The following is a 26514-nucleotide window of genomic DNA, read 5'->3' as shown; positions in this document are numbered from 1 at the left end:
CTTTTTCTCGGCTGTTCACTTCGGTCGCCCGCAACTCTTCAACCTCGACTGCGGTGGAGGTCAAGTGAATTGGCGTCGGCAGCAGACGATTCCGGCCGGGGCGCGCAGCACGATCGCGGCGTAGATCAGGACGGTCGCCACGTCCGCGAGCGCGAGTTGCCAGGGTGCGTCGGCCGCGGTGTCCCTCCGACCGCCGCGGCCCAGGAGGCCGGCACGTGCGCTCGGTCGTCAGCACTCGGGCTCCGGAGTAACGCGCTCGATCCCCGCCAAGGGCTTCAACCGTGGCGTGAAGGTTGTCCGCTCATCTGCCCTGCTCCATCGACTGGAGGCGACAAAAGGTCTCCGGGGTCAGTTCAACGAAACACTTGAATTCATGAATGACCAAGACATCGAACCGCCCGGCGCGGAGCCTGCCGTCGAGATCCGCGACATCGCGGGAGGACCCCCCTTCGCACAGCGGCGATGGTGGACGCTGCTGGTGGTGAGTGCGGCCCAGCTTCTCGTGGTCCTGGACGGGACGATCGTGAACATCGCGCTGCCCTCTGCACAGAGCGAGCTCGGCATGTCCGACACGAGCCGACAATGGGCGGTCACCGCCTATGCGCTGGCCTTCGGCGGACTGTTACTGATCGGCGGCAGAATCAGCAGCGCCCTGGGCCACCGGCGCACGTTCATGATCGGCCTCATCGGCTTCGCCGTCTCCTCTGGGCTGGGCGGGGCCGCCGTGAACCCCGAGCTGCTCTTCGCAGCCAGGGCCCTGCAGGGTGTCTTCGCCGCTGCGCTCGCCCCGGCCGGGCTGTCAATGTTGAGCACCACCTTCACCGAACCACACGAACGCGGCCGGGCGTTCGGCGTGTTCGCCGCGGTCGGTGCCGCCGGATCAGCCCTGGGTCTAGTTGCCGGGGGGCTGCTGACCGAGTACGCCACCTGGCGATGGTGCCTTTACATCAACGTTCCCGTCGCGCTGCTCGCCCTGCTCGGCACGGCACGGGTGCAACCAGACCGCCCAATCCGCGGCGACGGGCCGCTCGACGTTGCCGGCGCACTACTCAGCGCCTCGGGCTTCGCAGCGGTGGTCTATGCCTTCAACGAAGCCGAACCACTCGGGTGGGACTCACCGAAGGTGCTGGCACTGCTGACCGGCGGAATCCTGCTGCTGGCCGTGTTCGCCATCGTCGAAGTCCGAACACCCCGCCCGCTTCTCCCGATGCGCGTGCTCCTGCACCACGCCCGCGCCGGTGCACTCATCGCGATCACCCTGATGTTCGTCGCCATGTTCGGCTTCTACCTGTTCATGAGCTACTACACCCAGACCGTCCTCGGATACTCGCCGGTCCAGGCGGGCCTGACACTGCTCATCAATGCCCTGGCCGCCTTGTTCGGCTCCACACTCATCGCCGGCAAACTGCACGGACGCGTCGCACCCGCGATGCTGATCCTGCCGGGCCTGCTCGCCGCAGCCGCCGGGATGTTCATCCTGACCCGCCTGACGCCGCAGAGCACGGACATCCTGCCGCAGTACCTAGCACCCGCCCTGGTACTCACCGGGCTCGGCCTCGGCTGCGTCATGCCCCCGACGGCCAGCCTGGCCACCGCGAAAATGCACCAGCACGACATCGGAGCCGCGGCGGCCGCCTACAACGCCGCCCAGCAACTCGGAGCCGCACTCGGCACCGCACTGCTCAACACCATTGCAGCCAGCACCACGGCGTCATACCTGGCGGCGCCACACCACGCCACGCCGACCGCAGCATCCGTGCACGGATACACCGCCGCCCTGACAGTCGCCTTCGGTATCCTCCTCGCCACCGCGTGCATCGCCGCACCACTCACCACAACCCGCACCGCACGAGAATCCAGCACGCAACAGTGACTCTTGCCCCTCCCGAAGTGGTGCAGTCGATCTTGAAGCGCTCGGCACACCTTACTGACGACTGTCACGCACAGTGGCGCCACCACACAATTGGAGCCAGAGCCCAATCTCGTGGACAAAGCCATCTGTGGGCTCGAAGGGGCGGATGACGGTGCTCTCCATGCTGGGCTCCTCGGGGGATTCGTAGGGGTGGCTCACTCGACGGGCACGTCGTGGGGCAGGCCGGTGCGGTCGGTGTGGCGTGCTGCGCGGAGTTCCTTCAGGAGTCGGTCGTCGGTCTCGCAGGGGAGGTTCAGGTTCGCGCCCTCGTCGTCCATGGCCCGGCAGGTCGAGCACGCGAGGAAGTGCTCTGCCAGGCGCACGAGCGCGGTCTCCTTCGGGGAGAGTGCTCTCTGCTCCGGGGAGTCGTCGGCGGGAGGGAGCGGCTTCGGATCCGCGTTCATGAGCTCGGCTCCGTGGTCACGCAGTGCCGGGCGGCGGCGATCAGCCGGGCCACCCTCAAGGGCCTGCACAGCGTCGCGGGTGAGTCCATCGGTACCGACCAGTAAGGGGTGTGGGTGCGGATGCATGCCTGGGCGTCCACCTTCGGCACGCCCAGGAAGCTGCCGAGACCCAGGCAGTCCACATCCGCCCCGCGCCAGTCGTCGACGGCCTGACTCCAAGTCCTCGGCATGCCGGCGGGGACCAGAACGTAGTAACGGAAGTACTGCGGATCACAGATGACCGCGCCGCCGTCGAGCGCCTCGTGCATGAACTCGTCCAGCTCGGGAAACTCGGCGCTGCCCGTCAGGGCGGCCACGAGGCGGCCCGGGATCCGTACGGCGGAGAACAGCGTTCCCAGCGGGAGCAGTGCCACGTCGTGCTGCTCCCATTCAAGGCGGGCCCGTTCGCGGATCGGCGTAGGCAGCGTAGCCAGCAGCCAGTGCTCCGCTGCCAACCTCCGGTCTGAGCTGGGGTGTACGAGTACGCCGGGGGTAGGCACGATGGGCCGCAGGGCTCGATGACTGTTGCTGCTCGGCATGCTCGTCACTCCCCGATCACGTCTGGTCGCTCTCACACGACTGACCGTAGGCACGCCCTGCAGGACCGAACCGAGCTGACGGTTCGGGCGGGCCACAGGCTCGGCGGCTCTACACGAGGCCGATCCTCACCGCGAGTTGCTCCGCCTGACGGGCGTGCATCGCCCGGGCTCGACGGATCACCGTCAGCACCAGCTGTCGTGCGAGCGGCGTACGTGCGAGGTCCTGCGGCGCGATCGCTTCGAGGCTGAGGAGGGCCAGCAGCGCGGCGGCGTCGTCTCGGCGCTGACTGTGGCAGGCCGCAACCTCCAGGCCGAATGTGAACTTCCGCTCAAGTGACGGCAGCCCAGTCGTGTCGATGGAGTCCGCCGTGTGCAGGGCCTCACCTGTTTCACCGGCCTCCATTTCGATCGAGACGGCGTGCAACGCCACGTTCGTCGGACCGAAAACAGTCCAGGCGAGGTTGCTGTCGTCGGACACGGCCCGGGCCGCGGGCGCGGCGTGCCGCGTCAGCCGCTCGCGCGCCTCCCACCATCGACGCCGACGGGCGGCAGCCACCACCGCCACGAGCTGGAGAGCACCCGTCATCGCTACCCGGTGGCTCTGCGGCATCCGTGCCGCCGCTGCCTGCTCGGCGGCGCGCAGCGCCAATTCCTCCGCCTCGGTGGGCCGACCGACAGCGAGCAGCACATGCCCGAGGTTCCACTGAGCAGCGGCGATGCGCAGTGAGTCGTCGGCATCCTCTGCAGCGCGCATCGCCCGGTCGGCGGCGAGGAGGGCGAGATCGACGCGGCCACTGCGCCGAAGGTAGGACCGGAGCAGGCAGTAAAGATCTGCGGCGGCGCGCAGTAGGGCACGTCGTTCCACGGGTTCGTTACCGGCGCGGGCGGCGCGCACGGCGTTTTCCGTGTCGGCGACGAGGCCGGGCAGCGTTTCGGCAGCCTTGCTGAACCGGTCGGGGCTGGTCTGCCAGCTCTGCCAGGCGGCTCTCACGCGATCTCTCAATACGCTGGCCTGCAAGGGATCGGCATGGTGGGCCGGGCCGCAGCCGAGTAACGCCCGGCCCACTGCGGCCTCGGCGTTGTCAGCTGCCTGTTCCTCGGCGGGCGGTTGCTCGGAGAGCAGTGCCGCGGTGGGCACGCCCAGTTCCTGGGCGAGCGCGTACAGGATCGGCAACGACGGGACCTTCAATCCGCGTTCGATCTGGGACAGGTAGTCCGGGGTGATGCCGACCAGACCGGCGACCGCGTCCTGGCGGCGGCCGCCGCGGAAGTGCCTGATCCTGTCACCGATAGGGAGGTCTGCTGCAACCATGCGCCCACTCCTCGCTCCTTGCTTCTGAGCGTAGGGTGCCCGCTGCGCGGGGACGCGGCGTTCGTGGAGAGGAGGCGTTGGTGCCGGAGCTGGTGCTGTGGGACATCGACCATACGCTGATGGCGACGGGTGGGCTCGGCCGTGAACTGTGGGGCGAGGCGTTCGAGCAGGTCACGGGTGTGGCGTTGCGGGAGCAGGCGTCGGTGACCGGTTCGACGGAGCGGGTGATCCTCCGTGAGACCGCGCGCCTGCATGACATCCCGTACAGCAGCGATCTGTTCCTACGATTCGCTGACGCGCTCGGGACTCTGCACGTGCGCCGCGCGGCCGAGCTGCGCGAGCGGGGGCACGCGTTGCCCGGAACCGCGGCCGTGCTGGCTGCCCTCGAAGCCCGGGGTGTGCAGCAGTCCGTGGTGACCGGCAACATCCGGCAGGCCGCCGAGGTGAAGCTTGCCGTGTTCGGCCTGGACAGGTTCATGGGTCTTGACGACGGCGCGTACGCCGAGGACGGCGAAGGCCGCCCCGCGTTGCTGCGCGCCGCCCTCAAGCGGTCGGGGGTATTGCCGCAGGACGCAGTGTTTCTCGGAGACACTCCCGCCGATGTCACAGGAGGGCGGGAGGCCGGTGTCCGCGTGGTGGCGGTCGCGACGGGGCGAGCTTCGGCAGGCGACCTGCGCGCCGCCGGCGCCCATGCCGTGCTGGATGGGCTGTCGGATACGGACCGGGTCCTTGCTGTGATCGATGCGTGACCAGCGTCCAAAGGGGCCGACCACCCCCGAGTACGCCGCACACAACTGGACACGGCCGCCCGACTCCGTGGCCTTGAAAGAGCCCGGTCTATCAGCAGCGGACCTCGTCGGTGCGACCCCCAGCCCTGGTGGGCGGTTGCGTGCGCTTGCCGGACGCTGTGGACTCCCTGCATGACGAAACCGGTCCTGTACTTGATCGCCTGCGCCGCAGGTCCTGCCCAGTACATCGACGTCGGCGTGCGTGCCGGTCAGGCGGATGGATGGGACGTGTGTCTGATCCTCACCCCGGCTGCGGCGAGTTGGTGGGAGCCGCGTATGCAGGAGCTGGTCGAGCTGACGGGGCACCCGGTGCGGTCCCGGTACAAGCTGCCCTGGGAGCAAGACGTGCTGCCGAAGGCCGACGCGATGCTGACGGCGCCGATGTCGTGCACCACGCTGAACAAATGGGGCGCGGGGATCGCGGACACCCTCGCGATCGGCATTCCGTCGGAGGCGGTGCACATGGGCGTGCCCGTGGCCGCGATGCCGTACTTCAACCAGGCGCAGGGCGCACAGCCGCCGGTGGCGCGTTCGATCGCCGTGCTCCGCGAGCAGGGCGTGCTCGTTCTGGACGGCCCGGACGGCTACGAGCCGCATCCTCCTAAGCAAGGGAATCCCGAGGCGTACCCCTGGGGGAAGGCGCTCGCGGCCGTTCTTCGGCGTCCGGGTGCCGCTTGATCAGCGGGTACGTCAGGAGGTAGGACGCGTCGCGTGGGGGAGCGGCGAGCGGTTTGTGGGTAGTGGGGGCGCGTAGGCCGGGCGGCGGCCGGTGGTCCGGGCCGGGTTCGGCTTATTCTGGAAAGCCAGGGAGTTCCCCCTGCGTTCAGCTGACTCAGCGCCTCGAAAGGCTCGTTGATGACACTCGGCATGGTCCTCGGTGACGTGGTCGTCGTGACTTCGTGTGTTCGTTCACGTTCGACCTTCCGAGGAGTCTGCCGTGTCCACGATCCATTGGGTCGAGGCTCAACCCCGTTCCGCCCGTTGGCATTCTGAGTCCGGGCTGGCCCTGCCCCGTCGTGTCGTCGTCGCCGACGACCGGATGCCGGCGGCCGTCGCCTTCCGGCTGGCCTGTGAGGGCACCGCGCTGCTGTGGCGCGGGGACTTTCACAACGCCCGGCAGTTGCTGCGGGCGATGGACCGTCGTGTCGGTCGTAGCGCACCCGGTGCCGGGGGCACGCCGGCCGAGGTGTTCCACGCCCAGCGCCGGTTCCGCGGCCACCGTGCGCGCGTGCTCGGCAAGTTGATCGTCCTGTTGGAGGATCACGCCTTGGCGTTGCGCCGGGCTCCTGATGTGCGGCGGGCGTGTGATGAGGCGTACGGGCCGGCCGACGGGCCCGTCGCCGTCGCGCTCACGGAGCTGCTGGGGGTGGTCGGTGCCCGGCAGTGGCGGGAGCGGGGCGTGCACGTCCCGGCGTTGGGGGCGCGGATCCATCCGCATTACGGGGTGTTCGCCCCGACCAGGGGAGAGTATGTCGATCTCGTCGCGCGGGCGCCGTTGCCCTGTGGGGGTGCCGTGCGTACGGCCTTCGACCTGGGGACGGGGACCGGCGTGCTCGCCGCCGTACTGGCCCGGCGCGGTGTGCGGCGGGTTGTGGCGACGGACGTGAGCGCGAGGGCTCGGGCCTGCGCCCGGGACAACGTGCGGCGGTTGGGGTTGGCGGGGGTGGTGCGGGTCGTCGGGCCCGCTTTGTATCCCGGGCCGGAGTGTCCCTCCGGGCCGGAGTGTCCCTCCGGTCCGGAGTGTCCTTCCGGGCCCGACGTTGCGCCTGGGCCCGACGTTGCGCCCGGGCCCGCGCCTGGGCCGGAGCTGCCCCCCGTCCCCGACCTCCGCGCCCAGCTCGTCGTCTGCAACCCGCCCTGGATCCCCGGCCGGCCCGCCTCCGACCTCGACCTCGGTGTCTACGACGCGGGCGGCGGCATGCTCCGCGGTTTCCTCGACGGGCTCGCCGGGCGGCTGGAACCCGGTGGTGAGGGCTGGCTCGTGTTGTCCGACCTGGCGGAGCGGCTCGGGTTGCGCAGCAGGGAGGCGTTGCTCGCCGCCGTGGAGGAGGCGGGGCTGCGCGTGGTCGACCGGATGGACGCGCGTCCCCGGCACCCGCGCGCGAGGGACGCCGACGATCCCCTGCACGCCGTTCGGGCCGCCGAAGTGACGTCCCTCTGGCGGCTGGCCGTCGTCTGACCGGGGACGCGGCGGCCGGGGTCAGTCCGTCAGCCGGGTGAAGCGTCCTCGGTGGAAGAGCAGGGGGCCCTCCGGATCGTCGTCGTCGCCCGTGCCCAGGGCGTTCACCCGGCCGACCACGATCAGGTGGTCGCCGCCGGTGTGGACGGCGTGGACCGCGCAGTCGATCCACGCGACGGCACCCGCCAGGCGCGGTGAGCCCGACACGGGTGCCGCGTCGTACTCCACGCCCGCGAACTTGTCCGCGCCGCTCACCGCGAAGGCGCGGCAGAGCTCGGTCTGGCGGGCGGCCAGGACGTTCACGCAGAAGACGCCGGCCCGTGCGATGCGCGGCCAGGTCGTCGACGTGCGGCCGACCATGAAGGCGACCAGGGGCGGGTCGAGGGAGAGGGAGGTGAAGGACTGGCAGGCGAAACCGGCGGGGGAGTCGGCGGGGGTGGCGGGTGGGGCGGTGATCACCGTCACGCCCGTCGCGAAGGTGCCGAGGACGCGGCGGAACTCACGCGGGTCCAGGGGTGCGCGCTCGTCGGCGCCGACGCATCGCAACTCCGGGCGCGGCAGCGGCTCGACGGGCTGCGGGGCGGCGGTACGGACCTGCCTGAGGTAGCGGACGGCGGCTTCGGCCATCCCTGCTTGTCCCATCACGCCTTCCATTGTTTCTGACGCTTCGTCAGATCGGAAGGGGTGGGGCGGGTCGGTTCAGTGGCCCCGGAACAGCGGGCTCCGCCGTTCCACGAAGCTCCGTACGCCCTCCTGCGCGTCCGCCGTCGCCATGTTGATCTCCTGCGCGGCGGCCTCGGCGGCGAAGGCGGTGCCGCGGTCGGTGTCGAGGGAGGCGTTGACCAGCTGTTTGGTGAGCGCGAGGGCGCGCGTCGGGCCGGTGGCGAGGCGGTCCGCCCACGCACGGGCCGTCTTGTCCAGGTCCTCGTCGGGGACGACCCGGTTGACCAGGCCGAGGCGTTCGGCGTCCGCCGCGGTCAGGGCGTCGCCGAAGAACATCAGCTCCTTGGCGCGCTGCGGGCCGACGAGACGGGGGAGCAGGTAGGCGCCGCCCGCGTCGGGGACCAGGCCGCGCCGTACGAACACCTCGATGAAGCGGGCTGACTCGGCCGCGAGGACCAGGTCGCAGGCGAACGCGAGGTGCGCGCCGAGGCCCGCCGCCGTGCCGTTGACCGCCGCGATCACCGGCTTCTCGCAGTCCAGTACGGCCGCGATCAGACGCTGGGCGCCGGTGCGCAGGATGCGTGCGACGTCCCCGGCGATCCGCTCGCCCGTCGCGGCGCCCGCGCCCCGCAGGTCCGCGTCCGTGCCCCGCAGGTCCGCGTCCGTGCCCCGCAGGCCCGCGCCCGCGCCCCGCAGGTCCGCGCCCGTGCCCCGCAGGTCCGCGCCCGTGCCCCGCAGGTCCGCGCCCGCGCAGAACCCGCGGCCCGTGCCCGTGAGGACCACGGCGCGTACGGCGGGGTCGGCGGAGGCGTCGGACAGCAGGGCGATGACGCGTTCGCGTTGGCCGGGGGTGAGGGCGTTGAGGGCCTCGGGCCGGTTGAGGGTGAGGGTGAGGACGTGGTCGCCGGTGGTGTGCAGCACCTCGGGTTCCGTCATCGGCCGCACACCGCCAGCGCGTCCAGCGCCACCGCGCCCTGCCCGTGCGGCAGCACCATCAGCGGGTTGATGTCCAGCTCCGCGAGCCGGTCGCCGAGTTCCAGCGCCATCCGCTGCACGCGCAGGACGACCTCGACGAGCGCGTCCAGGTCGGCCGGCGGGCGGCCCCGGACCCCGTCGAGCAGGGCCCGCCCGCGCAGCCCGGCGAGCATGTCCCGGGCCTGTTCCTCGCCGAAGGGCGGTATGCCCACCGCGGTGTCGCGCAGCACCTCGACCAGGACGCCGCCGAGCCCGACGGTCACGGTCGGGCCGAACAGGTCGTCGTGCGTGACCCCGACGACCATCTCGACGCCCTGCTCGACCATCTGGCAGACCAGGACGCCGTCCAGCGGGACGTCCTCGTAGCGGGCGATGTCGGTCAGCTCCCGGTAGGCGTCCCGCACCTGGCTGGCCGAGGTCAGCCCGATCCTCACCAGGCCCAGCTCGGTCTTGTGGGCGATCCGGGCACCCGAGGCCTTCATGACGACCGGGTAGCCCACCAGCCCGGCCGCGCGTACGGCCGCCGCCGCGCTGGTCACCAGCTGCTCGCGCGGCACGCGGATGCCGTACGCCCGCAGCAGCTGTTTCGCCGCGTGCTCGCTCAGCTGCTGCCCGGGCCGCATGAGTGCCTGCGCCTTGCGGTAGGACGGCGAGGGGGTGCGCGGGGCCTCGTCGAAGGGGGAGCGGTAGCCGGTCGTGAAGCGGTGGTGGGCGAGGTAGGCGCGGACGGCGGTGAGGCAGTTGCCGACCGTGCGGAAGGTGGCCACGCGCGAGGAGCCGAGCAGCACCTCGCGGTAGGCCGGCTCGGTGCCGACCGGCGACCCCCACACCACGCACACCAGCTTGTCGGTCCGCTCGGCCGCGTCGACCAGGTCCCGGACCAGCCGGTCGCTGAGCGGAGGGAAGGGCCCGGTGACCGGGCAGATCAGCACGCCCACCTCCGGATCGTCGAGGAGCGCGTCGATGATCTTCCGGCCGCGCTCGTCCCCGACCGGATGCCCGCCGTTGTCCACGGGGTTGGCGACGCTGAGGTACCCGGGTATCCACCGGTGCAGCTCGGCCTGCCGGGCCTCGGACAGCACGGGCAGCCGCAGTCCCGCCTCGGTCGCCAGATCGGCCACGTGCGCGCCCGTGCCGCCCGAGATCGAGTAGACGACGACCCCGTCGGCGCGCGGCGGGCGGGCCCGAGCCAGCAGGGCCGCCGTGTCCTGGAGTTCGTCGAGGCCGTCGACGCGGATCACGCCGAACTGCCGGAACGCCGCGTCCACCACCGCGTCCGCGCCCGTCAGCTTGCCGGTGTGGGAGGCGGCCGTGCGGGCGCCGGTCTCCGTGCGGCCGACCTTGACCGCGACGACCGGCACACCGCGCCGGGCGGCCCGGTCGGCGGCGAGCAGGAAGGAGCGGCCGTCCTTCAGCCCCTCCAGGTAGCAGGCGATGGCGCCGACCTCGGGCCGCTCGGCGAAGTAGGAGAGGAAGTCGGCGGTCTCCAGGTCGGCCTCGTTGCCGGTGGGCGCCCAGTGCGAGAGGCGGATGCCGAGCTCCTGGAGGGCGAAGACGGGGCGGCCCTGGTGGCCGGACTGGGTGATCAGCGCGATCGCCGGGCCCTGGAGGTCGTCACGGAACCGCTCGAAGGCGTTGAGGTTGGTGTTCGGCCCCAGCAGCCGCAGCCCGGACCGCTCGACGGCGGCGGCCAGTCGCCGCTGGGCCGCCTCCCCCTCCGGGCCGGTCTCGGCGAACCCGGAGGCGAAGACGACGGCGAACCGCGCCTTGGCCTCGGCCAGTTCCTCGACCACCGGCAGGGGATCACCGACGAGGACGACGGCCAGGTCGACCTGCTCGGGCAGGTCGGCCACGGAAGGCACGCAGGGGATGCCGAAGACGGCCGGCCGGCTCGGGTGCACGGGGTGCAGCCGGGCCCCGACCCGCCGGGCCCAGTCGGCCAGTTGGCGGGTGATGCCGGTGCGGGGTCGCCCCTCGGTGTCCGAGGCGCCGATCACGGCGACGGAGTGGGGACGGAAGAAGCGGTCCAGATCGGGGACGTCGGCGTGCAGCGGGCGCCCGCTGACGTCGAGGTCGCCCACCTGGGCCGGCCTGCCGTGCACGGTGGGCCCGGACCGCTCACCACAGGCGATGGCCCGGGCGCGGCGGGAGTCGGTGGTGAGGGTGCCGTGGGTCGATCCAAGCATCGTTTGGCCCGCTCCTGTGAGACAGCCGATAACTGACGCTCTGTCAGATTATCCGAGCTGACGGAGCATCAGGAATGGTCGTGACCGACCGAAGTTCGCCGTGCCACCCGGGACCATGAGCGAGCCGACCTCCGTCATGCGTGTGATGACCATGAACGTGCTGGCGCCGCGGTACGCCGACGGGCCGCGTCGGCGGGCGCTCCTGGCGCGGGAACTGCGGCGCCGGGACCCGGACGTGCTGGCGCTCCAGGAGGTCACCCGCGCGGACGTGGCGGCCCTCGTCGACGCGGGGTGGCAGGTGGTTCCGCATCCTCGGTGGTCCGCCGACGGCGTCGGAGCCGTGCTGGCGGCACGCCGTCCCTTCGGGCGGACGTGGGCGGACACGCTGGAGGTGACCCGGCGCACGGTGCACACCAGTTGGTGCGGGGTCGTCGCCGCCGAGCTGCCGCTTCCCGAACCCCTCGGCACGGTCCTCGTGGTGCACCACAAGCCGAGCTGGCCCTACGGCTACGAGCGCGAACGGGAGTTGCAGGCCCTGGTCACCGCCCGCCTCGTCGAGAGGGCCGTCGCCGAACGGCACGTGCGGCACGCGATCCTGCTCGGCGACTTCGACGCCGAGCCGCACGCCGCCAGCCTGCGGTTCCTCCAGGGGCTGCAGTCCCTCGACGGGACGAGCGTCTGCTTCCAGGACGCCTGGTCCGCCGTACGGCCCGTGGAGCCGGGCCCCACGTTCAGTCCCGGCAACCCGCTCGTGCGGCGGGGCGACATGCCCGGGACGTCGGACCGCCGTATCGACTACATCCTGGTCCGGTGCGGCCCGCACGGCCCGACCCTGCGCGTCTCCTCCTGCGAGCGGGTCCTCGTCGAGCCGGTGGACGGCGTGTACGCGAGCGACCACTACGGCGTGGCGGCCGCCCTGACGCTCCCCGACCACCCTCCGGGCCGGTGGGCGGAGGGGGAGTGACGGCGCCGGAGGGCGGGCATGTCGGGCACGTCGAACGATCCGACCCGGCGGTCTAACCCGGCAGCCGGGACACCGTCCCCGAGCCGTCCCGGGCGATGGCCTTCGCGATCCGTACCGCGTCGATCGCCATCTCGCGGAGATTGCCGCTGATCGGGTTGGTGAAGCCGGTGAAGTACAGGCCGGGGGCGGTCTGCGGGCTGCGGGCGCCGTGGACGACGGGCCTGCCGCCGGCGTCGAGCACACCGAGGTGGCCGACCAGGCCCTCCAGGGCGCGGACGTACCCGGTGGCGGCGATCACGGCGTCCGGTGAGACGCGGGTGCCGTCGGCGAGGAGGACCTTGCCGCCGTCCTCGAAGCCGTCGACGGCGGCCACGATCTCCACCCGGCCCTTGCGCACGGCGTCGATCAGACCGACGTCCTGCACCGGGATCGCCCCCTGCTTCACCCTGCTGTACAGGCCGGTGTCCGGGCGCGGCAGTCCGTGCGCCGACAGGTCGGGCAGAGCCACCCTCGCCTGCGCCCGGGAGAGCCGGTCGACGAGGCCGACCGGCAGCCGGCGGACGAGGATGCCGCTGTACTGGGCGGCCCAGCCGGCGGTGGAGCGGCGCAGGATGTGGGGGACGGTGCGCACGGCCAGCCGGACCCGGGAGGCGCCGCTCTCCGCGAGGTCCACGGCGATTTCGGCGCCGGTGTTGCCGACACCGACGACGAGGACGTCCCGGCCCGCGTACGGCTTGCCGTTGCGGTACTCGCCGGCGTGCAGGAACTCCCCGGTGAAGGCGGAGCGGCCGGGCCAGTCCGGCAGGCGGGGGGTGTGGTTGTAGCCGGTCGCGACGACCACCGCGGCGCCGGTCAGCTCGCGGCCACCGGTGGCGTGCAGCAGCCAGCCCGTGCCGTCGGGGGCGCGCTCGACGCGGGACACCTCGACGCCGGTGACGATCTCCAGGCGGTGGTGCTCGGCGTACTTCTCCAGGTACCGCACCACGTCGTCGCGGGACACCCACCGCCCGAACCGGCGGGGCATCGGCAGTCCGGGCAGGGCCGACAGGCGGCGGGTGGTGTGCAGGTGCAGCCGGTCGTAGTGGCGGCGCCAGGACGCCCCGACACGGTCGGACTTCTCCAGGACGACGGCCCGTATGCCCCGGGCGCGCAGCGCGTACGCGGCGGAGAGCCCGCCGGGGCCGCCGCCGATGACGTAGACGGGGCGGTCGGGTGGGGGCTGTGCGGAGGAGTGTGTGGGGGGAGTGGAGTCGGCCATGAGCGGGAGCGTAATCACGCACCCGATTGATGGGTCTCGGTCAAGACCGGAATTGGTTTCGGATTGATCACGGCTGTAGCGGGAGGGGGTGGGGATGGTGGCGCGGTGGGCCTGGTTGTGGCGAGCCGGTGATCATTCCTGACGCCGGAGGACCCGCGGCCGGGCGCGGGCCTTGCCGGAAGGCCCCGGGCATTGGCGCACGGCCCCGGGCCTTGTCGCACCGGTCGGACCTGACGTACCGTCAGATCCGATGTCGGGCGGCGGCGCGGGAGCACCCATGGACTCGATCTGGCTCACCGGGGCGGAATGGCTGGCCGTGCTGCGGATCGGGCTCGGGCTGTGGTGGCTGGAGAGCTGGCGGCACAAGGACCGCGCGGCCTGGTTCGAACGCGGCACCGGCATCGCGTGGGCGGCCGGGATCGCGGCCGAGCACCGCTGGAACGCCGTCCGTTCGGGCTTCCAGGCGGCCGTCGCGCCGCACCCGCGCGTGATGGCGTACGTCGTCGTCTACGCGGAACTCGCCCTCGGCCTCGGCCTGATCACCGGGTTCCTGACACCGATCGCCCTGGCCGGCGGATTCCTCCTCAACGCCCTCTACTTCACCCTCATGATCCACGACGTGGCCGAGCAGGGGCAGAACTCGATGATGGCGCTGATGTCGGTGGTCGCGCTGTTCGGCATGTCCTGGCAGACGTGGTCGCTGGACAGCGCGCTGGGGCTGTTCTGATGGCCAGGGGACTGTTCTGATGGCCAAGGAGCTGTTCTGATGACCGGCCGCCACGACCTGCCCGAGGCCGACGCCTTCACGCGGACGTACTGGGACGCGGCCGCCGAGGGCAGACTGCTGATCCGCCGCTGCCGGGCCTGCGGCCAGGCCCACCACTACCCGCGCGAGTTCTGCCCGCACTGCTGGAGCGAGGACGTCACCTGGGAGACGGCGAGCGGCCGGGCCACCCTCTACACCTGGTCCGTCGTCCACCGCAACGACCTGCCGCCCTTCGCGGACCGCACGCCGTACGTCGCCGCCGTGGTGGACCTGGCCGAGGGGCCGCGGATGATGACGGAACTCGTCGGAGCGGAGGGTCCGGCGGCTGAGGGAACGGCAGCGGATCTGTCGGCCGGGACGGACCTCGAGGTGACGTTCCGGGACGGGATCCCGGTGTTCCGGCCCGTGACGGACGGGGCGGGCGGGGCGGGCGGCTGAGCGTGACTGGGCGAGTGAACCGCACAGCCGCACGCGCTTGAATGGCCCCATGGCCCCCATACGTGACCACGCCCCGACCGGCCCGTCCCCGGAACTGCACGGCCACGGCCTGCGGCTGCGCCCCTGGGACGCCGGGTCCGGCTCCGACGTCGACACGTGGCTGCGCGGCATGCGGGACCCGGAGTTCCGCCGCTGGAACACGCCGCTGCGGCTGGTCGACGACCGCAGGAGCGCCCGGGAGTCGCTCCTCGCGCGGGAGCAGAGCGCCGCGGAGGGTACGTCGCTGTCGTTCCGGATCGCCGACGCGCACAGCGACACGCCCCTGGGCCACATCGGCGTCAACGAGATCAAGTACCACCTGAAGGTCGCCCGCGTCGGCTACTGGGTGCTCCCCGAGGCCCGCGGCCAGGGCGTCGCAACCCGGGCGCTCCTGCTCGCCGCCCGCTGGACCTTCACCGAACTGGGCCTGCACCGCCTGGAGCTGGACCACGCGGTCGGCCACGACGTGTCGTGCCGGATCGCGGAGCGCTGCGGTTTCCCCTACGAGGGCACCCTGCGCGGGGCGATCTTCCAGGAAGACCGGCACGACGCGTTCCGGGACGCCCACCTGCACGCCCGGCTGTCGACGGATCCGGAGCCGACGGGGCCCTGAGCGCCTGATAACCGGGCGGGTGGGCGTGACGTAGGTCACCCCGTCCGGTCGATCAGTTCGTCCCGTGCCGCCGGTCATAACCCGCGACCGCAGAGAAGGGACACCCGAGATGACCGCACCCGTGAAGGGCCCCGCGAGCTACTTCCCCTCCATCGAGAAGAAGTACGGCCGGCCGATCGCCGACTGGAAGGCGCTCATCCGCACCTCGCCGCTGACCCGGCACAGGGAGCTCGTCGACTGGCTCAAGTCCGAGCACGGCCTGGGGCACGGCCACGCCAACGCCCTCGTGGCCCACACCCTCGCCGAGGACAGCGGCAAGTGAGCCGCGGGGCCCGCCCGTAAATCCGGGGCGCCGGAGCGAGGGACGGCGGCAGGATGAGGCATGGACACCGGCACCTGGCACTTCACCCGAAGCCTCGACGACTTCCTCACCCGCGCGGGCGCCTTCCTCCGCTCCCGGCCGGCGTTGCACACCGTGCCGTTGACCGTCACGGAGACGCTGCGCAGGCACGGGCCGCGCGTCTACGGCGACGGGCCGCCGGAGTTCGGCGTGCTGGACCGGGACGGCCTCGTCGAGGCGGCCTTCTTCCGCACACCGCCGCACTGGCTGAACCTCACCGCCCTCACCGCCGAGGACGCCGACGCCCTCGCCGCGCGACTGGCCGCCCTCGGCCGGCGCCTGCCGGGTGTGAACGCCGAGCGCGACACCGCCGCCGCCTTCACGGAGGCCTGGCAGCGGCACACCGGCGTCACCGCGACGCCGAGACAGCGGCAACGCCTCTACCGGCTCGGCGCCCTGACCGCGCCCGGGCCCGTACCGCCCGGCGGGCCGCGGGTCGCCGGCGCGGCGGACCGCGAGCAACTCATCCGCTGGCACGACGAGTTCAGCGCGGCCGTCGGCCTGGGCACGGTCCGGGACTCCGCCGAGTGGGCGGACGCCCGGATCGGAAGCGGCGGCATCACCTTCTGGGAGACGCCCGACGGCACACCCGTCGCCATGGCCGGCACCAGCCCCCGGGTCGCCGGCCAGGTGCGCGTCGCCGCGGTCTACACCCCGCCCCGCTTCCGCGGCCGGGGTTACGCCGGTGCCGTGACGGCCGAGGTCAGCCGCGCCGCCCTCGCCGCCGGGGCGAAGGAAGTGGTCCTCTTCACGGACCTGGCGAACCCGACCAGCAACGGCCTGTACCAGCGGATCGGGTACAGGCCGGTCGCGGAGTTCACGGTCTACGACTTCTCGTAGGCGTCAGGCGTCAGGCGTCAGGCGTCAGGCGTCAGGCGGCGGGGCCGGGGACGACCTTGATGTTGAACGTGTGGGACCCCAGGCCGTTCGCGATGCCCATGAAGAGCAGGGCGAAGTGCTCCTGGCCGCGTGCGGTGGTGATGCCGCCGATGTCCAGCTGGGACGACTCGGGCCAGCCGAGGTCGGTGAGCAGGCGGCCGGCGGTGCGTTTGGCCTCGGCGTCGTCGCCGGAGAGGAAGACGGTGCTCGGGCCGTCCAGACTGCCCGGGGCGATCATCGCGGTCGCGTCCATGGTGCACAGCGTCTTGACGACGGGGGTCCCCGGGAAGGCCTCCTGGATCTGTTCGGCCAGGCTGCTGTTGGGGTGGGAGAGCTCGGTGTAGTCGTCGGAGAGGCCGACGCCCACGTCGATGAGCACGGTGCCGGCCAGCGCCGGTGCCCCGAGGGAGCGGAGCAGTTCCAGGGAGACGTTGCCCGGGGTGGCGTTGACCAGCACCTCGGCGTGTGCCGCCGTCTCGCTCAGGCCCGCCACGGGCAGGCCCAGGCCGGTCCGCTCCGCGGGACGGCGGGAGCCGAGGAGTACGTCGTGTCCGGCCGCGCTCCAGCCCTGGGCCAGTGCGCGGGCGACATGTCCGGTGCCGAGTAATCCGATTCGCATGCTGCGACGCTAACCGGCGTCAGGGGCCGGTGGATCGGACCGCGGGCCCAGCCGCGACCGGCACAAAGACGTAGGCCCGAAGTCGGTGGTCCGCTTGCGTCAGGGGCCTGCTCACGGCCACAGCAGCTCCCGCGCCCAGCGCTCACCGTCACGCCGGTAGCGGAGCCGGACGTGCCGGCGCCGTGCGTCGCCCTGGAAGAACTCCACCTCCTCGGCCCGCAGCCGGTACAGCGTCCAGGACGGCACCGGCGTCCGAGGCTCCCGCGCCGCCCGCTCCCACGCCGACTCCGAGGCCCGGGCCAGGTCGTCCAGCGACTCCAGGACCTCGCTCTGCCTCCCGGTCAGCGCCGCCGCCAGCGCACCCGTCGAGCGGGCGTGGAGGTCACCCTGGGACTCCTCGGAGAGGGCGGCCGAGACGGGGCCGCGCACCCGGACCTGGCGGCCCAGCACCGGCCAGTAGAAGCCGAGCGCGGCGTACGGGCGGGCGGCGAGGTGGCGGCCCTTGCGGCTGCCCGCGTGGGACGCGAAGGACCAGCCCGTCTCGTCCGCGCCGTGCAGCATCACGATCCGCACGTCGGGCAGGCCCGACGCGTCCGAGGTCGCCAGGGACATCGTGTGCGGCTCGGTCTGCCCGGCCGCCACCGCCGCCGCGAACCACTCGGTGAAGAGCGGCAGCGGAGCGGCGGGGGCGGTCGCCGGGTCGAGGGGCGGGAGGTTCGTGACCTCCGGGTCCCAGACCCGCAGGGACCTCAGCAGCTCGTGAAGATCGGTTGCCATGCCCCGATTGTCACCGGTGGCGGAGTCACCCGGGGCTTCACACCTGTCCCAGGTCCGACGACACCCACCGCTCCGGCCGCATGCGCAGCACCAGCTGCTCCCCGTGGTTCTTCCCGGCGAAGTCCACATAGCCGTCGACCTTCTCGGCCGGCAGGTAGCGCGCCGAGATCTCCCGGAGCTGTTCGAGGGTCGCGGGGCCCGTGTCGACCACCGGGCCCTCCACGGACACGTACCGGATCGTCGGCTCCACCCGGTCGACCATCAGGGAGAACCGGCCCGCCGCTTTGATCAGCTCGTACTTGCGGGAGTCGAGCCCGGTCATGATCCAGATGTCGCCGCCGGGTTCGTACTGGTACCAGATCGGCACCGTGAGCGGGGCCCGGCCCGGCCCCGCGTCGACCGCGAGGGCCGCGATGTGCGGCTCGGCGAGGAACTGTTCACGCTCTTCGCGGGTCAGGGCCATTCCGGGTCTCCTTCGAACGGGGCGGTCGGGGTGCGGAGCTTCACAACGCCCTTGCCGGGCCCCGGTGTTCCCCGGCGTGCACGGTCACCAGCGGACCGCCGTGAAGTCGACCGGCCGCGGCCGCAGCCGCCGGGTCCGTTCCGCCAGGGACCGCAGCCGTCCGGACATCTCGTCCACGGGCAGGCGGCGCCGGTCGCCGTGGCCCGGCAGCAGCCACTCGAAGCGCAGCCGTGCGGCCACCCGGCCCAGGGAGCGGGCCAGTTCCTCGACGGAGTGCCAGGTAACGCTCTCCGCCACTTCCAGGTCGCCGGTCGTGCGCGACCAGTAGAAGCTGTCGCCGCTGAAGCAGTACCGGTCGTCCGCGAGGTAGAGCACGGAGCCCCGCGTGTGGCCGGGCAGCGGATACGCGGTGACGCCGTCGCCGATGTCCTGCGGCTCCGTCCCGCGCAGCACCCGGTCCGCGTCGGGCGCGGCGTCCAGGTCGCCCTCGTGGATCCACAGCCGGGCGCCGAAGCGGTCCGCGTAACGGCGGCCGTGCGCGGCGTGGTCGCGGTGGGTGAGCAGGACGTCGGTGACGGGGCCGCCGGCCGCCTCGTACCGGGCCGCGAGGTCGCGGCTCCAGCGCGGGGTGTCGATCATCATGGCGGTGCCGGACGGGCGCCGGAGAAGGTAGGAGGTGGCTCCGGCCGTGTGGGCGGAGTTGTGGCCGCACAGCAGCACACCGTCGTCCAGGGGCATCGGGAACGGGTCCAGCGACGCGTCGGGGCGGCCCGACGCCGGGCGGATCGAGCGGGTGGGGCAGGCGAACGCGGCCGCGTGTAACCGTCGTTCCTCCGCCGCGTCCTCGGGCTGCCGCAGGATCCGCGACCGTCCCTCCCGTTCGATGATCAGCTCGGGCGCCAGTTGCCGGGCCGCGTCGCAGTTGAAGCAACGGTCGTCCACGTACCAGCCGTCCATGGCGGGGCTCCTTCACGCAGGGGGAAGCGGCCAGGACCTCGGGGCCGCCGCACCAGGGTCGCCATCCGCCGCCCGAACCGGAAGCCCCTGCCGATCTTGTGCTTTCGTCCCCGAGCCCATCTCCCGACCGGCTATGACCAGTGGAGATATGTGCCGTTTGTCCGCAGGTGCCTCACCCCGCCGCCAGCACCACCGTCCCCGACGAGCAGAACCAGCCCCCCGTGCCGGAGGCGACGGCGAGCCGTGGCAGCGCGCCGCCCCTCCGCCGCACCTGCCGCTCCCCGCACTCCCCGCGCAGCTGACGCACCGCCTCCACCAGCAGGAACAGCCCCCGCATCCCGGGGTGCTGGGCCGAAAGACCGCCCCCGTCGGTGTTCACCGGCAGCGCGCCGCCCTCGACCCGCAGCCGCCCCTTCTCCACGAAGGCCCCGCCCTCGCCCTTGCCGCAGAAGCCGAGGTCCTCCAGCGTCACCAGGGTCATGTAGGTGAAGGCGTCGTAGATCTCCGCGAAGTCGACCTCCGACGGCCGCACTCCCGCCCGGGCGAACGCCAGCCGTCCGCTCACCGCCGCCGGCGAGACCGTGAAGTCCGGCCACTCGGACATCGCCGCGTGCGAGACGGACTCCCCGCTCCCCAGCACCCACACCGGCGAGGTGCGGCAGTCCCGTACGTACTCCTCCGCCGCCAGCAGCACCGCGGCCCCGCCGTCGGAGCGGAGGCAGCAGTGCAGCTTGGTGAAGGGGTCGGCGATCATAGGTCCGGCCAGGACGTCGTCCACCGTGACCGGGGTGCGGAACATCGCCTCCGGATTCAGGGCCGCGTTGGCCCGGGCCTGCACCGCGACCTCCGCGAGCTGTTCGATCGTCGTGCCGTACTCGATCATGTGACGGCGGGCCGCCATGGCGTACTTGGCGATCAGGGTGTGGCCGTAGGGGGCCTCGAACTGCAGCGGGCCGCGGGTTCCGAAGGACAGTGTCCCGGTGCGGCGGCCCGCCCTGACGTCCGCCCGGGCCGTGGAGCCGTAGGCGAGCAGCACCACGCGCGCGTGCCCGGCCGCGATCGCGTCCGCCGCGTGGGCCGCCATGACCTCCCAGGTGGAGCCGCCGACCGAGGTGGAGTCGACCCAGGTGGGGCGCAGCCCCAGGTACTCGGCGACCTCGACGGGGGCGAGGGTGCCCAGGCCCGCCGAGGCGAAGCCGTCGACCAGCGACCGGTCCAGGCCCGCGTCGGCCAGGGCGCGGCGGGCCGCCTGGGCGTGCAGGGCGTACGGGGTCGCGTCGTCCACGCGGCCGCAGTCCGAGAGGGCCACGCCGACGACGGCCACTTTCCTCCGGGCCACCATGAATCTGACGGTACATCAGATAAGCCCGTCGGCGGGAGCGGCAGGACTCTGGGCATCCCCGCCCCGCCGCCCTAATATGACGCACCGTCAGATACGGAGGTGGCCATGGACGCCCGCTTCACCGCCGAACAGGACGAGATCCGCCGCACCCTGCGCGACCTGCTCCACAAGCGGTGCGGCCCCGGAGAGCTGCGGGCCGCCGTCGACACCCCGGCCGGACACGACCCGGCCCTGTGGGCCGCCCTCGCCGAGCAGCTCGGCCTGCCCGGCCTGGCCCTCCCCGAGACCTGTGGCGGTGTCGGCTGCTCGGTGACGGAGCTGGCCCTGGCCTGCGAGGAGACGGGCCGGGCGCTCGCCCCCTCCCCGCTGCTCGCCACGGCCGTCCTCGCCGCCCCGCTGCTGCTGGCCCTCGGCACCGACGCCCAGCGGGCCGTCCTGCTCCCGCGCATCGCCTCCGGCGCGCTGACCGCCGCCCTCGCCGTGCCGGGCCCCGCCCTCGCCACCGCCCTCGCGCTCACCGGCCACGACCCGGGCGGGGACTGGGCGGGCGGCGGTCGGGCCGGGGGCGTGCAGGCCCGGCGGGCGGAGGGCGGCTGGCGGCTGTACGGGCAGGCCGACCAGGTCCTCGACGGGCACAGCGCCGGGCTCCTCGTGGTCGCCGCGCACGCCGGAGGGTTCGCCCGGTCCCGGGTCCTGCTCTTCCTCGTGCGCGGTGACGCGGCCGGCCTCACCCGCGTACGGCAGACCGCGCTGGACGCCACCCGGCCGCAGGCCCGCGTCCAACTCCGCGACGTCGGCGCCGAGTTGCTGGGGCGGGACGGCGACGACGTGCTCGCCGCCCTCGCCCGGCTCGGCGACACCGCCGCCGCCTGTCTCGCCGCCGAGGCCGTCGGGGCCGCCGACCGGGTGCTGGAGCGGACCGTGGAGTACGTGCGCCAGCGCGAGCAGTTCGGGCGGCCGATCGGCTCCTTCCAGGCGGTCAAGCACCGGCTGGCCGACGTCCACGTCCAGGTGCAGGCGGCCCGCTCGGCGGCGTACTACGCGGCCTGGGCCGCCGCCCGGGGGGAGGCGGCCGGCGGGCCCGCCCTGGCCCAGGCGCTCCAGGCCCTGCGCGAGGCCGCCGCCGAGGCGATCCAGTCGCACGGCGGCATCGGTTTCACCTGGGAGCACGAGGCCCACCTGTACTTCAAGCGCGCCGCGGGCGACGAGCTGCTCTTCGGGCCGGTGCACCGGCTGCGGGCACACGCCGCCGACCTGGCGCACGTCTTCGAGGAGGCCGGCCGATGAGGGGCGCGCGGATCGTGCAGAAGGTGTCCTCCACCCGCGGGTTCGCGCGGGTGGCGCCGTACGTCGTCCCGGCCCTCGACCGGGCCGTGCACCGGCTCACTCGCGGGAAGGTGCTGCTCAGCGCCCAGCTCCTGCCCGGAGTGGTGCTGACCGCGACCGGGGCGAGGAGCGGACAGCGGCGGCGGACGCCACTGGCCTGCATGCCGGAGGAGGGCGGGCGCGGCTGGATCCTGGTCGGGTCCAACTTCGGGCGGCCGGGGCACCCCGCCTGGAGCCACAACCTGCTCGCCCATCCCGAGGCCGAGATCAACTTCAAGGGCCGGGACATCCCGGTCACGGCCCGGCTGCTGGAGGGGGAGGAGCGGGCCGCGGCCTGGAAGGCGGTGCTGGCGTTCTGGCCGCCGTACGCGGCGTACCAGGCGCGGGTGGACCGGGAGATCCGGGTGTTCCGGCTCGTGCGGCGGTGAAAGCACGACAGGCGGCAGTCCACCCGGGTGGACCACCGCCTGCCAGACAGGACTTGGGAAGGGTAAGAGGGCCGCTGTGGCCGGCTACTTCGTCGGCTTTCTCCCGGTGACGCCCAGGTGCACCAACAGCGCGAGGTTCGGCTTCAGTTCGGCCTGCTTCACGCCCCAGGAGGAGAAGCCCTTCTGGTGGGAGGCGACGGCCGCGAGCATCGCGACCAGCGAACCGGCGACGGCCGCCGGGTTCACGTCCTTGTCGACCCGGCCCTTGGCCTGGAGCTCGGCGACGGCGTCCGCGAGGGAGTTGTTCACCGAGTTCAGGATCTTCATGCGGAGCTTGTAGAAGCGCTTGTCGCCCTCGGCGGCGCCGAGATCCACGACCCGGAGGATCGCGTCGTTCTTGCGCCAGAACTCCAGGAACCCGTCGACGAGTTCCTGCGCCGTCTGCCAGCCGGCCTTGCCGGCCCACGAACGGCCCTGCAGGAGCTCGGTCAACGCGGCGCCCTCGGTCGCCATTTGCTCGGCGATCTCCAGGACGGCGCCCTCGACGTCCGGGAAGTACTGGTAGAAGGTCGCGGGCGAAGTGCCCGCCTTCCGGGCGACATCGATGACCTTGACATCCCGGTACGGGGAGGAGCTGAGCATCTCGCTGAGGCAGTCGAGCAGCTTCTGCCGGGTCGCCTGCCCACGCCTACCGGCCACGCGGCCGTCGACGGTACGCACTTGTCCTGTCATGCCGTCAGCTTACCGAGGCGTGATCGGGGCGCGATTCGGCCGACTGCAAATGGGGTGTAAGGGAGTGCGGGGGCTGGTGTGCCTGGTCTGCGGGGTGCGGCCTTCGCGGTTACGTTGGCGACATGGCCGAAAACAGGGCATCGGTGTACGCAGAGGGCGTCCCCTGCTGGGTGGACGCGCAGCTTCCCGACGTGGAGGCGGGCAAGCGGTTCTACGGCGAACTCTTCGGGTGGACCTTCGAGGACTGGTTCGGCCCCTTCGCGCAGGCGCTGAAGGACGGCGAACCCGTGGCCGCGCTGGTCCGCAAGATGGACGGCCGGCTGCCCACCGTGTGGACGGTGTACTTCGCCACCCCGGACGCCCCGGCCCTGGCCCGGCGCATCCGGGACGCCGGCGGGCAGATCGTCTCGGCGCCGGTGCCGGCCGGCGAGCTGGGCGTCACCGCGCTCGTCACCGACCCCGAGGGGGCCGTCTTCGCCCTGTGGCAGCCGGCGGAGCACCCCGGCTTCGGCCGGCGGCACGAGCCGGGCACCTTCGCCTGGGCCGAGCTGTACGCCCGGGACACCGAGGCGGCCAACGCCTTCTACGGCGATCTCTTCCAGAAGGCCCTGTTCGGCCCCGAGGCCGAGCCCGACTTCGGCCGCGCCCCGGTCTCCGACGTCTTCCCGGCCGAGATGCCGCCCCACTTCCTCGTCCACTTCGCCGTCGAGGACGTACCGGCCGCGGTGGAGGACGTCACCCGGCTCGGCGGCCGGATCCAGGCCCCGCCCTTCGAGACGTCGTACGGCACGGTCGCCGTCGTCACCGACGATCAGGGGGCGTCCTTCGCGCTGCTGCACCGCTGAGCAGGCACCCGCGGATACCCTATGGTCATCTTTTGTCCCTGTATATGGCGAGACACCCCAATGGTCACCGGGTTCGCCACCACGGCTCCGGCCAGGAAGAATCGGGGTGCGTGCCGCCATGGCGGTGCGGTGGTGAGACGCTGCACGGGGTCGCGTGGAACATGTGGCTTGGCGCGGCTCGTACGGGGAGGTGGCAGGCAGAGTGGTGGATCAGCTGACGCAGCACGATCCGCGGCGGATCGGGCCGTTCGAGGTGCTGGGACGGCTGGGTGCCGGCGGCATGGGGCTGGTCTATCTCGCGCGCTCGGCGTCGGGCCGGCGCGTGGCGATCAAGACCGTCCGGACGGAGCTGGCCGAGGACCAGCTGTTCCGGGTCCGCTTCACGCGTGAGGTGGAGGCGGCCCGGGCCGTCTCCGGCTTCTACACGGCCGCCGTCGTGGACGCCGACCCGCGCGCCGCCGTGCCGTGGCTGGCCACCGCGTACGTCCCCGCGCCCTCCCTGGAAGAGATAGTGAACGACTGCGGGCCGCTGCCGGCCCAGGCGGTGCGCTGGCTCGCGGCGGGCGTGGCCGAGGCGCTGCAGTCCATCCACGGCGCCGGGCTGGTGCACCGGGATCTCAAGCCGTCGAACGTCCTCGTGGTCGAGGACGGGCCCCGGGTGATCGACTTCGGTATCGCGTCCGGCGTGTCGAACACGCGTTTGACGATGACGAACGTCGCCGTCGGCACGCCCGCCTACATGTCCCCCGAGCAGGCCAAGGACTCCCGGAGCGTCACCGGCGCGAGCGACGTCTTCTCGCTCGGCTCCATGCTGGTCTTCGCCGCCACCGGACACCCGCCCTTCCACGGCGCCAACCCGGTCGAGACGGTCTTCATGCTGCTGCGCGAGGGCCCGGACCTCGAAGGGCTCCCGGACGAGCTGCGGCCGCTCATCGAGTCCTGCATGCAGATGGACCCCACGGCCCGCCCCAACCCGGCCGACCTCCAGGCGCAGCTGGCCCCGCACCTCTTCGGCTCCGGCTCCGACGACAGCGGCACGGCCTCCGCGTGGCTGCCCGAGCGGGCGGTGGGCCTGATCGAGTCCCGCCGCAACGGCCGCCCGGCCGGCAAGCCCGCCGCCGGCTCCGGCCGCAGCGGCGGCGGACGCCCCGCCCCCGGCCCCGCGCCCATCCCGCCCCCGCCCTCGCACGACCCCGTCGTCCCGGCCCCGGCTCCGGTCCCCGCCCCCGTCGGCGGCCCCGACACCGGCCCCGTGCGGCTGGCCGGCGCCCAGGTGCCCATCGGCCCGGGCCCGCGCGTCGCCGACGTCCGTGCCGCCGCCGTCAAGGCACTCCCTCCGGAGGCCGCCCTCGCCGCCTCCTGGTCCAAGCCCCGCCCCGGCGTCAACGGCACCGACCCCGCCGTGGGCCCGGCCGTCGCCGCGCCCCCGGCCCCGGCCGCGCCGCCCGAGCAGGCCGGCGGCTGGCGCCCCTGGCGCTTCCGCATGTCGAACGACGTCTGGGGCACCCCGGCCGTGGCCGACGACCTCGTCTACGTCACCTCCTTCGAGGTGCACGCCCTGGACGTGGCCACCGGCCGCCGCCGCTTCAAGACCCGGGACGTCGCCTGGTCCATGGCGGTCGCCGACGGCCGCATCCACGCCTCCGACGGGCCCACCCTGTTCGCCCTCGACGCCCGCGAGGGCGCCGACCTGTGGCGCCTGCAGACGGACGCCTGGGTCTACGCGCTCAAGGCCGGCCGCGGCACCGTCGTCACCGGCACCCGGGGCGGCGGCGTCCAGGGCTGGGAGGCATCCGGCGGCCAGAAGCTCTGGGAGATCACCGGCTGCCAGACCGACTTCGAATCCCCCGAGGCCGGACCCGCCCTGCACGACGGCACGGTCTATGTGTGGCAGGACGCCCGGCTGCGCGCCCTGGACGCCCGCACCGGCGACGAGCGCTGGTCGTACCCCATCGGCGACGCGGCCTCCTGCGGCGGCGTCCCGGTCCGGATCGCCCCGGCGACCGACGGGTACGTGTACGTCTGCGCCGGCACCCGCGTCCTCGCCCTCGACGTGGCGGCCGGGCACGTGAAGTGGCACTTCGAGGCCCCGGCCGTCTTCCTCTCCCCGCCCACCTTCGTGCCGGGCCCTGCCGTCACCGGCGGCGGCATCTACCTGGCCGACTACCTCGGCACGGTCTACGCCCTCGACGCCACCGACGGCCGCGACCGCTGGCGCATCGCCACCGAGTCCCGCGCCTCCGTCGAACCCGTCCTGGTCGCCGCCGGCCACGTCCACGTGGGCAGCGGCAAGGGCCTCTACACCCTGGACGCGGTCACCGGTACGCCCAAGTGGCGCTTCCAGGCGGGCGGCGACATCGTGGGCGCCCCCTCGGTCGCCGAGGGCCGCATCCACTTCGGCTCCACCGACCACCTGCTCTACACCCTGAAGGCCGACGACGGCCGGCTGCGCTGGAAGCTCGCCACCGGCGGCGAGATCACCGGCTCCCCGGTCGTGCGGGACGGGGTGGTGTACGCGTGCAGCAAGGACCGCTGCGTGTACGCGCTGGACGCGGAGAAGGGCACGGGCACGGCGCGCACCGCCTGACGCGCCCGGGGACGGCCGTCGCACGGCGTACGGAAGGGGTTCCGGACGGCGGCCGTCGCATGGGGAGCGGCTGGGGGAGCGACC

The 26514-nt window shown here is 72.9% G+C and carries 27 protein-coding genes; 14 read left to right on the top strand and 13 right to left on the bottom strand.

The genetic code is table 11. The annotated features are described in order from the left end of the window. The first annotated feature begins 373 nt into the window (after nt 1-373). Nucleotides 374-1873, top strand: coding sequence for an MFS transporter (locus ABZ948_RS19055; protein ID WP_359760960.1), 1500 nt, complete (start codon nt 374-376; stop codon nt 1871-1873). A gap of 194 nt (nt 1874-2067) precedes the next feature. Here the strand turns inward: ABZ948_RS19055 and ABZ948_RS19050 are convergent, their stop codons facing one another. The 3 genes from ABZ948_RS19050 to ABZ948_RS19040 form a co-directional block, all read right to left on the bottom strand. Further along, complete coding sequence (locus tag ABZ948_RS19050) at nt 2068-2316, bottom strand: hypothetical protein (protein ID WP_359760958.1); 249 nt, start codon at nt 2314-2316, stop codon at nt 2068-2070. Continuing rightward, on the bottom strand, nt 2313-2729 hold the full coding sequence (locus ABZ948_RS19045) for a hypothetical protein (RefSeq protein ID WP_359760956.1): 417 nt from the start codon (nt 2727-2729) through the stop codon (nt 2313-2315). The genes ABZ948_RS19050 and ABZ948_RS19045 overlap by 4 nt, the downstream gene beginning before the upstream one ends. A gap of 274 nt (nt 2730-3003) precedes the next feature. After that, complete coding sequence (locus ABZ948_RS19040) at nt 3004-4206, bottom strand: helix-turn-helix domain-containing protein (RefSeq protein WP_359760954.1); 1203 nt, start codon at nt 4204-4206, stop codon at nt 3004-3006. 80 nt (nt 4207-4286) lie between these two features. Between ABZ948_RS19040 and ABZ948_RS19035 the strand changes: the two genes are divergently transcribed. The 3 genes from ABZ948_RS19035 (at nt 4287) to ABZ948_RS19025 (ending at nt 7173) form a co-directional block, all read left to right on the top strand. Next, nucleotides 4287-4955, top strand: a complete 669-nt coding sequence (locus tag ABZ948_RS19035) for an HAD family hydrolase (protein WP_359760952.1) — start codon at nt 4287-4289, stop codon at nt 4953-4955. Between the two features lie 171 nt (nt 4956-5126). Continuing rightward, on the top strand, nt 5127-5672 hold the full coding sequence (locus ABZ948_RS19030; RefSeq protein ID WP_359760950.1) for a flavoprotein: 546 nt from the start codon (nt 5127-5129) through the stop codon (nt 5670-5672). 259 nt (nt 5673-5931) lie between these two features. Further along, nucleotides 5932-7173, top strand: a complete 1242-nt coding sequence (locus tag ABZ948_RS19025; RefSeq protein ID WP_359760949.1) for a methyltransferase — start codon at nt 5932-5934, stop codon at nt 7171-7173. A gap of 21 nt (nt 7174-7194) precedes the next feature. Here the strand turns inward: ABZ948_RS19025 and ABZ948_RS19020 are convergent, their stop codons facing one another. Genes ABZ948_RS19020 through ABZ948_RS19010 form a run of 3 tightly spaced genes read right to left on the bottom strand, consistent with a single transcriptional unit; the run spans nt 7195 to nt 10997 of the window. Beyond that, on the bottom strand, nt 7195-7815 hold the full coding sequence (locus tag ABZ948_RS19020) for a flavin reductase family protein (protein ID WP_359760947.1): 621 nt from the start codon (nt 7813-7815) through the stop codon (nt 7195-7197). A 57-nt stretch (nt 7816-7872) separates the two neighbouring features. Continuing rightward, entirely contained in the window at nt 7873-8772 is a 900-nt protein-coding gene (locus tag ABZ948_RS19015; protein WP_359760945.1) for an enoyl-CoA hydratase/isomerase family protein, read from the bottom strand. Then, nucleotides 8769-10997, bottom strand: a complete 2229-nt coding sequence (locus ABZ948_RS19010; RefSeq protein WP_359760943.1) for an acetate--CoA ligase family protein — start codon at nt 10995-10997, stop codon at nt 8769-8771. Before ABZ948_RS19010 ends, ABZ948_RS19015 begins: the two co-directional genes overlap by 4 nt. A 115-nt stretch (nt 10998-11112) precedes the next feature. Between ABZ948_RS19010 and ABZ948_RS19005 the strand changes: the two genes are divergently transcribed. After that, nucleotides 11113-11961 (top strand): endonuclease/exonuclease/phosphatase family protein, encoded by an 849-nt coding sequence (locus tag ABZ948_RS19005; protein ID WP_359760941.1) that lies wholly within the window; start codon nt 11113-11115, stop codon nt 11959-11961. A gap of 52 nt (nt 11962-12013) precedes the next feature. On the opposite strand, the gene ABZ948_RS19000 is transcribed toward ABZ948_RS19005, so the two are convergent. Continuing rightward, nucleotides 12014-13219 carry a flavin-containing monooxygenase gene (locus ABZ948_RS19000; RefSeq protein ID WP_359760939.1) on the bottom strand — a complete coding sequence of 402 codons (1206 nt, stop codon included), beginning with the start codon at nt 13217-13219 and terminating at the stop codon, nt 12014-12016. 277 nt (nt 13220-13496) lie between these two features. On the opposite strand from ABZ948_RS19000, the gene ABZ948_RS18995 reads away from it, so the two are divergent. From ABZ948_RS18995 to ABZ948_RS18975, 5 genes are all read left to right on the top strand, one after another. After that, the gene (locus tag ABZ948_RS18995; RefSeq protein WP_359760937.1) at nt 13497-13946 is read left to right on the top strand and encodes a DoxX family protein; all 450 of its coding nucleotides are present in this window, start codon (nt 13497-13499) and stop codon (nt 13944-13946) included. Between the two features lie 39 nt (nt 13947-13985). Then, complete coding sequence (locus tag ABZ948_RS18990) at nt 13986-14423, top strand: Zn-ribbon domain-containing OB-fold protein (RefSeq protein ID WP_359760935.1); 438 nt, start codon at nt 13986-13988, stop codon at nt 14421-14423. 49 nt (nt 14424-14472) lie between these two features. Continuing rightward, nucleotides 14473-15075 (top strand): GNAT family N-acetyltransferase, encoded by a 603-nt coding sequence (locus tag ABZ948_RS18985; protein WP_359760933.1) that lies wholly within the window; start codon nt 14473-14475, stop codon nt 15073-15075. 109 nt (nt 15076-15184) lie between these two features. Further along, nucleotides 15185-15397, top strand: a complete 213-nt coding sequence (locus ABZ948_RS18980) for a DUF4287 domain-containing protein (protein ID WP_359760931.1) — start codon at nt 15185-15187, stop codon at nt 15395-15397. Nucleotides 15398-15457: 60 nt separating this feature from the next. Beyond that, nucleotides 15458-16315 carry a GNAT family N-acetyltransferase gene (locus ABZ948_RS18975; RefSeq protein ID WP_359760929.1) on the top strand — a complete coding sequence of 286 codons (858 nt, stop codon included), beginning with the start codon at nt 15458-15460 and terminating at the stop codon, nt 16313-16315. A gap of 31 nt (nt 16316-16346) precedes the next feature. Here the strand turns inward: ABZ948_RS18975 and ABZ948_RS18970 are convergent, their stop codons facing one another. The 5 genes from ABZ948_RS18970 to ABZ948_RS18950 form a co-directional block, all read right to left on the bottom strand. Beyond that, complete coding sequence (locus ABZ948_RS18970; protein ID WP_359760928.1) at nt 16347-16973, bottom strand: NADPH-dependent F420 reductase; 627 nt, start codon at nt 16971-16973, stop codon at nt 16347-16349. 111 nt (nt 16974-17084) lie between these two features. Next, on the bottom strand, nt 17085-17750 hold the full coding sequence (locus ABZ948_RS18965) for a pyridoxine/pyridoxamine 5'-phosphate oxidase (RefSeq protein ID WP_359760926.1): 666 nt from the start codon (nt 17748-17750) through the stop codon (nt 17085-17087). Between the two features lie 37 nt (nt 17751-17787). Next, nucleotides 17788-18213, bottom strand: coding sequence for a pyridoxamine 5'-phosphate oxidase family protein (locus ABZ948_RS18960; RefSeq protein ID WP_359760924.1), 426 nt, complete (start codon nt 18211-18213; stop codon nt 17788-17790). Between the two features lie 84 nt (nt 18214-18297). Continuing rightward, entirely contained in the window at nt 18298-19170 is an 873-nt protein-coding gene (locus ABZ948_RS18955) for an MBL fold metallo-hydrolase (protein ID WP_359760923.1), read from the bottom strand. 172 nt (nt 19171-19342) lie between these two features. Next, on the bottom strand, nt 19343-20512 hold the full coding sequence (locus tag ABZ948_RS18950; protein ID WP_359760922.1) for a thiolase C-terminal domain-containing protein: 1170 nt from the start codon (nt 20510-20512) through the stop codon (nt 19343-19345). A 105-nt stretch (nt 20513-20617) separates the two neighbouring features. Here ABZ948_RS18950 and ABZ948_RS18945 point away from each other — a divergent pair, with 105 nt between their 5' ends. Both ABZ948_RS18945 and ABZ948_RS18940 read left to right on the top strand, forming a co-directional pair. Beyond that, entirely contained in the window at nt 20618-21799 is a 1182-nt protein-coding gene (locus ABZ948_RS18945) for an acyl-CoA dehydrogenase family protein (protein WP_359760920.1), read from the top strand. Then, the gene (locus ABZ948_RS18940) at nt 21796-22266 is read left to right on the top strand and encodes a nitroreductase family deazaflavin-dependent oxidoreductase (protein ID WP_359760918.1); all 471 of its coding nucleotides are present in this window, start codon (nt 21796-21798) and stop codon (nt 22264-22266) included. The genes ABZ948_RS18945 and ABZ948_RS18940 overlap by 4 nt, the downstream gene beginning before the upstream one ends. Before the next feature lie 84 nt (nt 22267-22350). Here ABZ948_RS18940 and ABZ948_RS18935 read toward each other — a convergent pair whose 3' ends face one another. Then, entirely contained in the window at nt 22351-22998 is a 648-nt protein-coding gene (locus ABZ948_RS18935; RefSeq protein ID WP_010035683.1) for a TetR family transcriptional regulator, read from the bottom strand. Between the two features lie 122 nt (nt 22999-23120). Here ABZ948_RS18935 and kbpA point away from each other — a divergent pair, with 122 nt between their 5' ends. Then, on the top strand, nt 23121-23843 hold the full coding sequence (gene kbpA / locus ABZ948_RS18930) for an AfsK-binding protein KbpA (RefSeq protein ID WP_359760915.1): 723 nt from the start codon (nt 23121-23123) through the stop codon (nt 23841-23843). 202 nt (nt 23844-24045) lie between these two features. After that, a complete protein-coding gene (afsK, locus tag ABZ948_RS18925) occupies nt 24046-26430 on the top strand; it encodes a protein serine/threonine kinase AfsK (protein ID WP_359760913.1) in 2385 nt (794 codons plus the stop codon). The last annotated feature ends 84 nt before the right edge of the window (nt 26431-26514 follow it).

Origin of the sequence: Streptomyces olindensis, assembly GCF_040645895.1 — a bacterium.
Lineage (GTDB): Bacteria > Actinomycetota > Actinomycetes > Streptomycetales > Streptomycetaceae > Streptomyces > Streptomyces olindensis.
The sequence above is the reverse complement of the archived record's forward strand: the minus strand, read 5'-3'. Positions and strand labels throughout refer to the sequence as shown.

What these genes read in the sequence shown, in the direction of transcription:
- ABZ948_RS18990 (WP_359760935.1), top strand. Translation starts at nt 13,986, where the DNA reads ATGACCGGCCGCCACGACCTGCCCGAGGCCGACGCCTTCACGCGGACG.
- ABZ948_RS18975 (WP_359760929.1), top strand. Translation starts at nt 15,458, where the DNA reads ATGGACACCGGCACCTGGCACTTCACCCGAAGCCTCGACGACTTCCTC.
- ABZ948_RS18940 (WP_359760918.1), top strand. Translation starts at nt 21,796, where the DNA reads ATGAGGGGCGCGCGGATCGTGCAGAAGGTGTCCTCCACCCGCGGGTTC.
- ABZ948_RS19015 (WP_359760945.1), bottom strand. Translation starts at nt 8,772, where the DNA reads ATGACGGAACCCGAGGTGCTGCACACCACCGGCGACCACGTCCTCACC.
- ABZ948_RS19055 (WP_359760960.1), top strand. Translation starts at nt 374, where the DNA reads ATGAATGACCAAGACATCGAACCGCCCGGCGCGGAGCCTGCCGTCGAG.
- ABZ948_RS19030 (WP_359760950.1), top strand. Translation starts at nt 5,127, where the DNA reads ATGACGAAACCGGTCCTGTACTTGATCGCCTGCGCCGCAGGTCCTGCC.
- ABZ948_RS18970 (WP_359760928.1), bottom strand. Translation starts at nt 16,973, where the DNA reads ATGCGAATCGGATTACTCGGCACCGGACATGTCGCCCGCGCACTGGCC.
- ABZ948_RS18960 (WP_359760924.1), bottom strand. Translation starts at nt 18,213, where the DNA reads ATGGCCCTGACCCGCGAAGAGCGTGAACAGTTCCTCGCCGAGCCGCAC.
- ABZ948_RS19005 (WP_359760941.1), top strand. Translation starts at nt 11,113, where the DNA reads ATGAGCGAGCCGACCTCCGTCATGCGTGTGATGACCATGAACGTGCTG.
- kbpA (WP_359760915.1), top strand. Translation starts at nt 23,121, where the DNA reads ATGGCCGAAAACAGGGCATCGGTGTACGCAGAGGGCGTCCCCTGCTGG.
- ABZ948_RS19010 (WP_359760943.1), bottom strand. Translation starts at nt 10,997, where the DNA reads ATGCTTGGATCGACCCACGGCACCCTCACCACCGACTCCCGCCGCGCC.
- ABZ948_RS18950 (WP_359760922.1), bottom strand. Translation starts at nt 20,512, where the DNA reads ATGGTGGCCCGGAGGAAAGTGGCCGTCGTCGGCGTGGCCCTCTCGGAC.
- ABZ948_RS19020 (WP_359760947.1), bottom strand. Translation starts at nt 7,815, where the DNA reads ATGGGACAAGCAGGGATGGCCGAAGCCGCCGTCCGCTACCTCAGGCAG.
- ABZ948_RS18965 (WP_359760926.1), bottom strand. Translation starts at nt 17,750, where the DNA reads ATGGCAACCGATCTTCACGAGCTGCTGAGGTCCCTGCGGGTCTGGGAC.
- ABZ948_RS19050 (WP_359760958.1), bottom strand. Translation starts at nt 2,316, where the DNA reads ATGAACGCGGATCCGAAGCCGCTCCCTCCCGCCGACGACTCCCCGGAG.
- ABZ948_RS19000 (WP_359760939.1), bottom strand. Translation starts at nt 13,219, where the DNA reads ATGGCCGACTCCACTCCCCCCACACACTCCTCCGCACAGCCCCCACCC.
- ABZ948_RS18985 (WP_359760933.1), top strand. Translation starts at nt 14,473, where the DNA reads ATGGCCCCCATACGTGACCACGCCCCGACCGGCCCGTCCCCGGAACTG.
- ABZ948_RS18945 (WP_359760920.1), top strand. Translation starts at nt 20,618, where the DNA reads ATGGACGCCCGCTTCACCGCCGAACAGGACGAGATCCGCCGCACCCTG.
- ABZ948_RS18995 (WP_359760937.1), top strand. Translation starts at nt 13,497, where the DNA reads ATGGACTCGATCTGGCTCACCGGGGCGGAATGGCTGGCCGTGCTGCGG.
- ABZ948_RS18955 (WP_359760923.1), bottom strand. Translation starts at nt 19,170, where the DNA reads ATGGACGGCTGGTACGTGGACGACCGTTGCTTCAACTGCGACGCGGCC.
- ABZ948_RS19040 (WP_359760954.1), bottom strand. Translation starts at nt 4,206, where the DNA reads ATGGTTGCAGCAGACCTCCCTATCGGTGACAGGATCAGGCACTTCCGC.
- ABZ948_RS18935 (WP_010035683.1), bottom strand. Translation starts at nt 22,998, where the DNA reads ATGACAGGACAAGTGCGTACCGTCGACGGCCGCGTGGCCGGTAGGCGT.
- ABZ948_RS18980 (WP_359760931.1), top strand. Translation starts at nt 15,185, where the DNA reads ATGACCGCACCCGTGAAGGGCCCCGCGAGCTACTTCCCCTCCATCGAG.